Origin of the sequence: Microseira sp. BLCC-F43 (assembly GCF_041929235.1) — a bacterium.
Classification (GTDB): domain Bacteria; phylum Cyanobacteriota; class Cyanobacteriia; order Cyanobacteriales; family Aerosakkonemataceae; genus Microseira.
Genome location: NZ_JBHFNP010000065.1, coordinates 1 through 11,555 on the forward strand (window position 1 = coordinate 1; position 11,555 = coordinate 11,555).

The 11,555-nt window shown below is 42.2% G+C and carries 8 protein-coding genes and 1 pseudogene; all 9 read right to left on the reverse strand.

From position 1 onward, the window contains the following. Nucleotides 1–142: 142 nt before the first annotated feature. On the reverse strand, nt 143–328 hold the full coding sequence (locus tag ACE1CM_RS10715) for a plasmid partition protein ParG (RefSeq protein ID WP_374877404.1): 186 nt from the start codon (nt 326–328) through the stop codon (nt 143–145). A gap of 196 nt (nt 329–524) precedes the next feature. Then, nucleotides 525–746 carry a hypothetical protein gene (locus tag ACE1CM_RS10720; protein WP_374877405.1) on the reverse strand — a complete coding sequence of 74 codons (222 nt, stop codon included), beginning with the start codon at nt 744–746 and terminating at the stop codon, nt 525–527. 284 nt (nt 747–1,030) lie between these two features. Further along, nucleotides 1,031–2,401: pseudogene (locus ACE1CM_RS10725) on the reverse strand (C-terminal helicase domain-containing protein); the annotation flags it as partial. A gap of 27 nt (nt 2,402–2,428) precedes the next feature. Further along, a complete protein-coding gene (locus ACE1CM_RS10730; protein ID WP_374877406.1) occupies nt 2,429–4,309 on the reverse strand; it encodes an SNF2-related protein in 1,881 nt (626 codons plus the stop codon). Nucleotides 4,310–4,405: 96 nt separating this feature from the next. After that, nucleotides 4,406–4,582, reverse strand: coding sequence for a hypothetical protein (locus tag ACE1CM_RS10735; RefSeq protein ID WP_374877407.1), 177 nt, complete (start codon nt 4,580–4,582; stop codon nt 4,406–4,408). A 7-nt stretch (nt 4,583–4,589) separates the two neighbouring features. Continuing rightward, the gene (locus ACE1CM_RS10740) at nt 4,590–8,495 is read right to left on the reverse strand and encodes a hypothetical protein (protein ID WP_374877408.1); all 3,906 of its coding nucleotides are present in this window, start codon (nt 8,493–8,495) and stop codon (nt 4,590–4,592) included. Nucleotides 8,496–8,657: 162 nt separating this feature from the next. Beyond that, nucleotides 8,658–10,133, reverse strand: a complete 1,476-nt coding sequence (locus ACE1CM_RS10745) for a sigma-70 family RNA polymerase sigma factor (RefSeq protein ID WP_374877409.1) — start codon at nt 10,131–10,133, stop codon at nt 8,658–8,660. 748 nt (nt 10,134–10,881) lie between these two features. Beyond that, nucleotides 10,882–11,205: a hypothetical protein gene (locus ACE1CM_RS10750; RefSeq protein ID WP_374877410.1), complete on the reverse strand. Its 324-nt coding sequence runs from the start codon at nt 11,203–11,205 to the stop codon at nt 10,882–10,884. Continuing rightward, a partial coding sequence (locus tag ACE1CM_RS10755) for a tyrosine-type recombinase/integrase (protein WP_374877412.1) occupies nt 11,177–11,555 on the reverse strand: 379 nt, incomplete at its 5' end. The genes ACE1CM_RS10755 and ACE1CM_RS10750, both read right to left, overlap by 29 nt.

An 11,555-nucleotide genomic window follows, 5' to 3' on the forward strand; every position in this document is an offset into this window, starting at 1 on the left:
TTCTTCTCCCAGTTGCTGGGGATCTAACTTTAGCGCCAGTAATGTTTCCTCTGGTAGAGATAGGGTAATTTCAGTCATCGTCGTATTAAATGCAAGAGTGTCATACTGCTGAATTTAGTCTAACTGTTACGATCGCATTCATTTATTCTCCTTTCCTCTTTCCTCTAGTTGGTGCAGAGGTTTCGTTATCAGCTAACCACTTTTCTACTAATTCTCTTAAGACATCGCTCATATCGCGCCCTCGTAAAGCACAGGTAGCTTTGAAGCGCGCCCTGACCGATTCAGGAACGCGACCCCTAATAAACACTTCTTTTTCGGCTTCTGACACAGACTCAAGTTCATAAGTTTCTCATACATCATCTCATTGCTAAAAATCTTTGTGTCTAGTTTGGCTGTGTACTTGTGCTATTGTGCTATCGTGCTATAAGACCATGCAGATAAGTGCAGCGCCCAGACTGATCGCTCCAACTTCTTACACAAAACTATGCCGCGCGATCGCAAGTGGCAGTGACAGTAAGGCAATTTCAGAGATGTTCATTCTTCTCGGAAGCCTTTTTGTTGGTTTTGCCGCAGTGAGGGGGTTCTGTTTGGGTTTCGCACTGTTTTCGATATTGGGCGATCGCCCTCTTGACTATCACCTTGGTTAATTGCCCGATAGTGAGAAACTCGTCTTTAGCCCACTGTTCCAGGGAGTCCATGTCCTCTTCGTCCATATATAGAGTTATGCGGGGTTTGCTAGAGGGCATACAAGTATCTATAAGGATGTTACCTTCCTCAAAATTACCCCTGTTCCTCTGCTTTTTCCTATGTACGTTAATTATTGCCACCTGTAAGGGTAATACAGGCAAGTTCGGTCAGACTTGCTCCAGGTATGGAATTGAGGCTATTCAAGGGCAAGTTGCTTACCAAGTTCCTCTCATGCTTTATTGACTACTTTCCTCTTCATCAGGGTTCTGGTTGTAGAGAAAATAACTGAAGTTGAATCAGAGTTATCGCAAATTTCTATTCTTCAATAAAAACCCTTAACCAACTATTCTGGGTTAAACCATTGGTAACAAACAAGCTGAATATCTTCTTCCTTAATCATCTCCAATGGCTTTAAGTCTTCTTCATCAAGCTCGTAGTATTGGTCTTGTTCAACGAACAACTCATCAAGAGAGGATACGAGCGCATTTAAGTCAAGAGATGCAACGTATTTTTCCCATATTCCCTTGATGTCGCGCTCGTATATGCGAAGGTTAACTGTGGCGATCGCTTTTAACACCCGTTCTTTAGCTTCTTGGTAAGTTGGCTCTTCTGGGCTGGGGCTAACCTGCGTCAATGCGTAGTAAACTTTTTCTAAAAGCTTGCTCAGTTTAGGCTTTAATTGCCTGCTAGTTTGCTGTTTTTTAAAGTATGCCATCAAGTTACATACAGCCCGCTCCAGAACCTCAAAGATGCTGTTATCAAATTTCACGGGTAGCAGTTGTTCAGGAGGTGGGAATTCCTCAGCTTTGCACTTGAGCCAGTTGAAGATTTTGCGCTTGTCATCAATGCGTTTATTAGGTTCTGTCGAAATCGCACCATTGACACGGGGATAAAAGTGCCAAAAGTGTTTATCTTTGGCGCGAAATGCTAGAAATATTCCCCCATGTTCGGTTTCAGGAATAGAGACATGGCGCGTACTGTGAATCCCCAGTGGAATTTCTTGGGCTGCTTCTTCACCCTCTTGCTTGAAAAATTCCAATAAAGGCAAACGCATTTCATCCAGGGATACCAAATCAGCTGCTTGCTCAAGTTCCTCTAAAATTGCTGCTTTATCTGCCTCGGTAATTGCCTTCTTAAGTCGATATAATTCTTCCAATGATTTGTCTGAGATGATTTCTCCTAAAACGCTGGCATCTAATCCCACTTCTTTATCGATCATGGCAATCCGGTTTTGTAGTCGTTTCACTAATCCGAGTAAAGCCTCCAAACCTTGTTCTGGAAAGCAGTTATAAATAAACAGTTCTTCATAGTTAGTACCCAAACGGTCAATTCGTCCAGCACGCTGAATCATTCGCACTGGGTTCCAATGCAAATCGTAGTTAACTAAAACACCAGCATCTTGTAAGTTTTGACCTTCGGATAAAACGTCAGTACAGATAAGAATGTCAATTTCTTGACCTTGGAGATTCTGCTGCACTTCTTCACTCTGGTAGTTAGCATTGGGTGCAAAGCGCTTAACTTTTTCCTCTCTTTGCTTACCAGAAGTTTCACCTGTGATTTTGTCAATTGTAGGCGAGCGATCGCCTATTGCCATCGCTTTTAACCAGTCAGAATCTGAAAGTAACTGGTTGTGCAGATAATCAGTTGTGTTTTTGAAATAGCTGAAAACCAAAACTTTCTGCCCCTTAAGCTCCGCAATTAGCAGTTGTTTGAATGCTGCTAACTTGCGGTCATAGTCGCGTCATGATTCGACATTCTTTTGAATTTGTAATAGTGTATTCAAAATGCGGTTGAGGTTATTAAGGTCTAATTGAATCTGCGATCGCAACTCTTCAATCCGGTAATCTTTGGGGTCAATTTCATCCAAAGACTCAATTAACTCCTCGACTGAACTGCTCTCCTCTTCATCTATCTCCGCTGCTAAAATTTTGCGAAAATTCTGGCTGGTTAACAGTTTACCTTGTTGTAGCAAGGTAAAAAACCGTTCTTGAAAATTCCTCTGGTTGCGGATGCTACTTTCAAAAGCAATCAGCGAACTTTCTAGCCGCTTCAGATAAAGCGACTTCATCAAAGCAACCAGTGCTTCATTTTTTTGCACCTGCTCTTCATCCGACTTTTGACGCTTTTTTTTGAATGCCCTCATGTTGTAAGGTGCTAAGTGCAATGAGTCAATCTGATTGGCAATTCCCGCGTAAAGTCCCTGAAAGCTAGCCTCAAAATTATACGTGAACTGTTTTAGTTGACGTTTGGGAAACCGAATCTTTTTACCAGCAATGTATATTTCTTCCCCAGCCAACTGGCGCTTGATAACATCTTGGCGCGAGCGTCTCACCATTGTTTGTAACAGCAACTCAGTAATTTCTGCCCCACCTTTTGCCAAAGCTTTAAAGTAAGTTTTGAGATGATAAATTCCCCACTCTCGATAATAGGTTTCCGTATTACGAGTCAGCAGTAAGATTTGATGATACAGGTCATAGATGCTGGTATTAATTGGAGTGGCAGTCAGCAGCAATACCCGTTTAGTTCGCTTACCACTACCAATCAGTTTTTGCAAATTTCTGTATCTATTTGTTGCACTATTACGAAAGTTATGAGATTCATCCACAACGATGATGTCATGCTTGCTATAACGGCGGATGTCGAAGGTTGTTCGGCTAATCTCTTCCTGGGAAAGCACATCAGCTTTGATGCCGTATTCATCGAGTTTTTTCAGCCACACCAAGTCCCGCAATTGGGCTGGACATACTACAATTGCACGAGGAACATAACCAGGACGCCTGTCTTTAATCAGATAGTGGTCAAGTACCCGCAAGCCGATAAAAGTTTTACCTAAACCTACGGCATCTGCTACGATACAACCCCGGTGACGCTCTAGCAACCTAACTGCTCGCTCAAACCCTTCCTGTTGGAAACTAGCCAGTTCTAGGCTGGTACGAACGCTTCCTTGTGGTAAGGTATCTTCTTTGAATAGTTCGTAAAGTGCTTTTAAAAATACTTGATAGGGCGTGTAAGGTTTGCTGCCAAATTTGGAGGCATTGAGAGCATCAATTAGTTTAGCTTTGTAGTCTAGATCGACACTTTTGTCAGTCCAGAATTGCTCAAACCAATTTTGACGCAAGTCTTTGGCAATTGCTGGTGTTTTATTTAAGACGTTTAGCTCTGTGTTACCACTCAAGCCAGCGGGAGTGAAATTGCTCGAACCTATGATGCTGTATTTGTCAAAAATGTAAGCTTTGGCGTGGAGAAATTGTAGCTTGTCGCCAACTGCTCCATAGAGTCTAACTTGGATATGTTCTTGCTGTAGATATGCAATTAAACGGTCAATCTGCTGTTTATATTCCCGTTTGAATTTTTCTGTTTCTAGCTGATGTAGAAATTCGCGGCGGAAGTAGCGGATTAGGTCGATGCGATCGCTTTCTGCGGGTCGAATTGTGGGATCGCGACCAATCAGCAGGCGCAGACTGGTTAGATTGTTGAGTTCCTGTTCTAACCTAGCCCATGCTTCTATACGAAAAAATCCGGTAGCAATATCCAGGTGGGTTTGGCTTTCTTGCAAAATGAGCGATCGCAAAACTTCTTCCAGTGTATGTTGATTATTGTCGATGTAATCTGGGAGAGCCATAATTCTGAAATGAATTATTTATTGCAGTTTGATGGTGTGGAAATTGACCTCTCCCCCAATCCCTCGATCGCATGGAGAGGGATTGGGGGTTAGGTTTTACTCTTCAATCGCTGCCAAAATGCGACCAACTACTGGATCGATATACCACAATTCCTGACCGTATCTTTGACCTACAGGATTAGCAAGACTCAGTAAGTTTGCCCATTGGAGAACTTTTTTAACAACATCGACCAGGAGGTCATTAGTGCAATCTACTACATCCTCAACAGACACGATACCTTCAGCATAAAGAGGATACAATTGCGCGATAACTTGCAATATTTTTTTGTTCGTGACGTTCAATACCCAAGTCAAAATTGGTAAAATCGCGAGCTTCTTTACCGTCAGTTAATGATTCTTGCAGCGATTCTAAATGAAGCTCCCATTGATGGGGATTAGGTTTGGCATTTTGATAGAAACGGTAGAGGAGAGTTGACCAATTTCCCGTCACAGATGCGATTTTTTCGCGGGCTACTTTATCGCTTGGTAAATTACAATCCTGTAGCCATTGTCGCAACGCCGCATCGTGCCAAGGCTTTAAACTCAAAGTCGTCAGTTTCTTAACCGAAATAAAGTCGGTGGAACTCTTACTAATTAACTGCCAAGTTTTTTGAGTATCGGCAACAAAGACAACGCGGACAAAAGAATTTTTGGCTCTTAATCTGTCAACTTGCCCAATCGCCTCATCAACCCAGTTTTGATTCCAAGGACAAGCCGAGGATACAAAAACCAGCGTTGTACCATCTTTCTGCCGATTGCGAATTCGCTCTTTCAAGCTTTGGGAAAAATCAGTTGCTGATGAAATATCTTCCCAATAATAGTAGAAGACTTCCTTTTTCTTAATAAACAAGGATTTGAGATAAACTTTCAAGTCATCGAGTCCCGCCGCGAGATTACCAAATACGATCGAAACTCCATTTTCAGAAAGCAGAAGTTTTGATTCCTGTTGAGCGGTTAAAGGACTGCGGCGAGAGTTATCCTTAGTACCAATTGCCGAACGAAAAGTTCCAGGTTCATATTGCAGGGGAGCTTCGCGCGGTTGCAACAGTACAGCTTCAATTTCTTCTGGAGTTCCCATCAGCAGTAGTACATTGGGACTTCTCAGGGTGAAACCACCCGTACTGGTGACACGTAAAACTCCTAAACCGACCATTTCTTCCAGCAACACTTGAATTTCATCTAATGACAAACCGAGAAATCCTTCATACCACCATGTCAGCACTTCATTGCGAATCCAAGGGGCATTGAATCCATCTACCATGCCTTGTTCGCTTTGAATAGAGCCATAGGCAATCGTGTAGGCAATTACTTCGTAGCGCCCATCCAATTGTAGCGTCCACATAAAGCGATCGCGGATAGCTTTACGCAAATCTTGGCTTTGGTATGCTTCATCAACTTGCTGGGAGGAGATGACATAAGGAATACCTTGTTTGCCATTCCAATTGGCGACATCAGGGTTAGTAACATGCTTGAGCAATTGTTGGCAATAAAGTTGAATTAAGCTGGGATAGTAGTTAGTCTGCGAGAGAATGCGCGTCACCAAATCGGGAGATTCAAAGCGATAGCCAATGCTAGCAAATGGGCGTTCAATTAAAGCTCTGGCTTCGCGCATTTCGCCATTATTGAGCAAGGGACTAATACAAATTGGTTCTCCCAAGTGAGCTAAAGGATGGTTCTCTAGTTTGGTAGTACGCTGAACGTTGTGTAAGCCAGCAAATACCACTTTGAAACGGCGATTTGTTTTATCCATTAATCCTTTCAGACGAGCAGAACGAATAAATTCTCCTTTCTCGTCTCCCTGTTTGCCGTCAGCTTCCAGAAATCTATCTGCTTCATCTAACAACAGCAAAATCTGGCGATTTTCGTCCTGAGCCAGCCAAGTTTGGATTTGCTTGAGCAATTCGTCTGCTTTTACACGAGTGGACTTGGTATCGGGAATAACTCCTAAATGTTTAAACTCAGTTGCCAGCAAATTCCAAATCTCATCAATATCTCTGTCGTAACCAATTGCTTGGGCTTTTAGGTCGATCCAGAGAGCGATTTTTCCCTCTGTTGGTGAGTGAAAAGTACGATCGACAGATCGCAACAAAACAGTTTTACCTAACTGCCTTCCTCCATAAATAAAACAAGACCCCGTAGCAGCAATAATCGAGTCCCTTTCTCGTTCCCGTCCGTAAAACATTTCTGGGGGAACAAAGCCTGAAGTAGTTGTATAAGGTTCTAGAAAAGTGAAGGGCAAGGTACACTCAAACAATATTGGTAAGCGTGCGCCCCTTTCTCCACAGAGATAGAACATGACAGCATCATCAATGACTATAAAAGTGCGGCGGCGTTCTCGACACAATTGGGCGAGATCCCTAGGTCTTTTTTCCGTCATCCGTCCGAAATGAAATACGAGTACCCTAGAGCCAACAGAAGTATCTCCAACAGCATTAAGAATATCTTCCTCTGATGGTCTATCCCAGACGCACAATATACGATAACGCCCTTTAGCTTCTGAGCCATAAGCTGGAACTGGACAACGTTTTTTGTCTTGAATCGGCTCGGTGGTAACATCAATCCAGATATAATTTCTAACTTGATTTATGGGATTTATGGCAATTTGTGCCGTGTTAAAACCGAGATAGCTGAGAATTTTGCGAACATCTTCTTCAGTAATTGCTTGCTTCTTACCCTTAGCCGTAAACCAAGCCTCAAGCATTTCAGATGCTTGTTTGGCTTGAGCGCCTGGTACCTGTTGCATTTGGAGTAGTCCAATACTTCTACCCTTGGCAATTTCGTTAATTAGCTCGCGTCTAATGGTGCGATTTCGATCGGCAGGTTCAAGGACATTTTCTAGGGCAGCATACTTGTTTTTAAAGAAGTCTATAAACGCATCTGTTGTTGTTTCAGCTTCAGGAATTGGTCGGCCCTGCTGCACCATGTCTATATATTCGTTGGCACTCAGGACATCACCTTTATCCAAAACACTGCAAATTCGAGCATAGGCAGGGTTTTCTTGCCCTAGTTCCTGAATGAGTTTTTTTCTAGTATCATCAATTGTTTCCTGCCGTTTAGAGTTAATCCCATCGTTAATAGCTTGCAGATGGGAAAGCTTTTCGGAAAAACGTAAGGTTGTCGTTACAGAATTTGCTGTGCTTTCAATTTGCGCTACATAATCTAATCGCTCAGTTTCTCTCAGCAAACCCAAGGCCACATTATCTTCGAGGAATTTTCGAGTTTCCTTAACAGCCTTTTCTAATTCTGCCTCTATTTGTTCCGATGGCGCGGATTTCTCAGTTTCAATTGTGGGCGGTAAAGTTACAGTTTCAAGAGTCGCAATCAACGTCTCTACTGGCTGAGAGTCTGGAATAATTTTATTGTTGGGCGTTGCGATCGCTGCTTCTACTTGTGTCCAATTTGACTCTTCTTTACTTTGTTGCTCCTCTTGCGATATTTCGGCTTCAGTAGTTTCAACGCGCTCAGCTACTCGATCGCCCTTAAGTGAGGGTAAATTTTGTACAAATTCTTCTCGAACTATAAGTTTGCCTCTCACTGCTGCCATAGCCAAAGTTCTTCCAAATGATTCGGTTACAGCATCCTGAAGATCTGCTAAACACTCGTCGTCCAAATCTTCCAAATCTGAAATTAGTTTCAGCAGTTTTGAGAATCGATGATTCCCATCAGCTAAGTTTTGGGTGTCCGGATGTAAGTCAGATTCCTGTGAATCCGAGATAGCAAGGTAGAGTTCGCTGGCTTTTTTATAACATTCTTGCAATGGTTGAAAATTGCTTTCTACTCGATGCGCGATCGCTAAAATCTTTTCTATAACTTTCAAAGCAGAAGATCGTACTTTTTCTCTCTCTGACTGTTTCTTTTCTGCGTCTGCGATCGCGTGCAGCAAACTTTTCATATCCTGTCGGGAAACTATTTCATCAGGCTTAGGTATCGGCGATATTCCAGACGATTCTGCCAATTTTATTACCCTGTCTCGCAACTGCACAAAATTTTTCCTGGCTGACTCAAGCTCTAAAATTAACTTTTCAGATAAAGGTATACCAGGATCTTGCAACTGTGAAGCCGCCTTGGATAGTCCCATACTTAGTTGAGAAAATAACTGTTCCAAAGAGGTAATTTCTTCAAGTAAGTCCGCGCAATTGTATTCCATAGTTTTAATTAGTCCACTCAATTCAGTTTTTTCCAAATCGGTCCTGTTACTAGCAACCTCTTGACTATTGGTATGATTTATGTTTTCCTCCTCAAAGTTGACTGTGGTTATTGATGAATTTTGGTGCATCAAATTTTTGGCTGAAGTAGCAGGAAGTAAATATTATTGAAAATCAATAATATTTGTCGGCTGCCATTCGCGTAATTTATTTAATGTTTTGTTGACGATTTGACGAATTCGTTCGCGGGTTAGACCAAAGATATGACCAATTTCTTCTAAGGTTTTCTCGCGTCCATCGTCCAATCCATATCGCATCTGTAAAATTTGGCGATCGCGCGGGCTGAGTCTTTCTAAGATACTATCTAATTCTTCCCGCAACATAGTTTTGACGAGATGCGCTTCTGGTGAAACCCCATCAAATTCAATCCAGTCTCCTAATGTAGTGTCTTCTTCTCCACCAATTGGCGTATCTAAGGAAATGATGGGCAAAGCATATTTAACAATAGATTGTAGCTCTGACTCTGTCATTTCCAACCGAGGGGCGATTTCTGTTTGTTTTGGAATATGACCGATTTCTTGAGAAAGCTGCTTGGTTGTTTTCTTAACTAAGGAAATTTTTTCCCAGATGTGAACGGGTAAGCGAATACTGCGGCATTGATTAAAAATAGCTCTTGTTATATTTTGCCTAATCCACCAAGTTGCGTAGGTTGATAACTTATAACCTTTTTGATAATCAAATTTCTCAATCGCTCGAATTAGTCCTAAATTTCCTTCTTGGATTAAATCTAATAGATCAACTCCTCGATGTGCGTAATTTTTAGCAATTGAGACAACTAATCGCAGGTTTGCCTCGATGAGCTTGTTTTTAGCTGCACGACCATTGGCGCGTGCGTCGCGCAGCGCCGATAGCGATATACTAGCTGCTGATGCCAACTCTTCATCCTGGGGTTTTCGTTGAAGCTTCTTCTGCAATTCCTTTCTGATACGCTCTAACTCTTCTAACTCTGCGACTTGACGAGCAAGAGCAATCTCTTCTGATGTTTTTAACAGTTGAATCCGACCAATTTCTTGCAAGTAGATGCGAACTGAATCCAGAGTCTCAAATTTCCTCTGATATTTCCCAAATCGGAGCGCTGACTGCTGAATTTGGTAAATTGTTTGGGGAGCAAGGTTAAAAGCAGCAATTTTTTCTAACAGGTTTAGGTCACGATAACTAGGCTCAGCAACGTTAATCAGACACTTGTGAATGTTGAGCTTTAAATTCATCTGAGCATCAAAGCTCTTGTAAGGAATAACGAGCATTAACTGCCTATAGTCCTTTGTGCCTAACAATAAAAAATACGAAGCGCGCTTACAGATATTGTGGGCGATCGCCTGCATTCGATGAGTCACAGCAGCAAGCGAAATCCACTCATTAGGGTGTAGTTGAAACAGAAAAATCTGTAACTCTCTATCCCCTTGATTGGCAATTAAGTAAACTCGATTAACAGCTTGAGCGCTTCGATCTGGCAGTTGCAAATCGCCAATATCCAACAGCTGGCAACTAGCGTTATAGCCTAACTTTTGAAATAGCGTCGCAACTTGTTCTGGGCTGTTTGTTTTTTGGATATCCTCCAGATGCAGTAATCGCTTTTGCATGTTTCCCCCGGACTATTTTCTGCTCATACCTCACTCCCTATACCCCCAAACACCACACCTTAAATCGCTCCGAAACCACATAACGCAAGGCAAATCCTCACCGTGCGATCGCATTTTTTGACAGCGTTCCCTTTAATGCAGTCTATGGCTCAAATTTGCTTATTTATATAGATTATAACTTTTTATACAAGTCTGATTCCGCAAAAACTCGGTAGTTAGCCCAGTATCCACAATCGGGAAGCTAGGGAAAACTCCGATCTTCACGCGATCGCTTACAGCGGCGAAGAGCCGCGTGAGGTACAGCGCAATCGCGCAAGTTTGTCAAGCGCGCACCCTTAAGGGTGCGCGCTTGACAAACTCAGGTGTACCTCATTCGAGTGCAATCCGCTATAACGCTCTTTTGTCACTGTGAACGAATAAAAATTGATGTCAAATCTTGAAATCAAGATCTTGCATACATTTGGGGCTTTATTTTCTGTCATGATTCTGTCTTTTCCTCTAGAAAAGACAGAATCCTTTCATAGCAAGGCTTTCAGAATATACTCTCATCGGAGTGACAAAAGAGCGATAAGGCTGAGGCACAAGAACGAAAGAAATAGGGTTTCTAGTTGCAGATCAAACGCTGAAACTATGAGATTGGATTGGAGAAATCTGGTTTATGTGTAAGTCCTATCTCAAAAATAGCGATTGTTCCCTAGATATTTATCATTATCCGATGATTCAATTTAAAGTTGTTGCTTTGTCGAGCTTAATGGCATTTAAAATAGACAGGTGAAACTGATAAAACCCGATCCAGATCCGTAAAAACTAACTCTTGGGAAGATTCACCGCTAGTAGTGATATGCAAATTATTGTCTTGTTTGACCTTACTTTTTACAGTTCCCTGGTTTCCAGTAGGGAGTTGCAAGCCTGAAACCTTTGCTGGAAAAGCATTTGAGAGTGAAACCGAATTTGGTTTCACAACAGTTTCAGCCGTTTCACTATCAGGTAAAGGTTGAGCGCAGGTGCTAACCGCGTCTGCGCTCCGTGCGATCGCTAACTCATCAGTAAGCGAAACTTGTATTTGGGTCAAAACATGTCACAATCCCATCAACCTGTTTCCCATGACGCTTACAACCCTTCCAAACATCAGCATTGAATGTGTGTGCGTTGATCAGTTTCCCAGTTAAGGAAGTAAAAACCGGAGATTCTGGGTCGCAATTTTCAGGCTTGATACCCTTGAGTAGTGCCACTAACTTAGGAAGTGAAAACAAAGGAAACTTGCGAGATTTTTTCGTTTTGGTACCTTTCCTGATCCCCTGAGACGATATATTCACAACAGCCTCAGTGAATGTAATTGTTCTGAAATCAGGTGAAATGTGTTTCCACTTCAAACCAACTGCTTCAGAAGTTCTAGCGCCAGTCCAAAATAGAAATTTCACA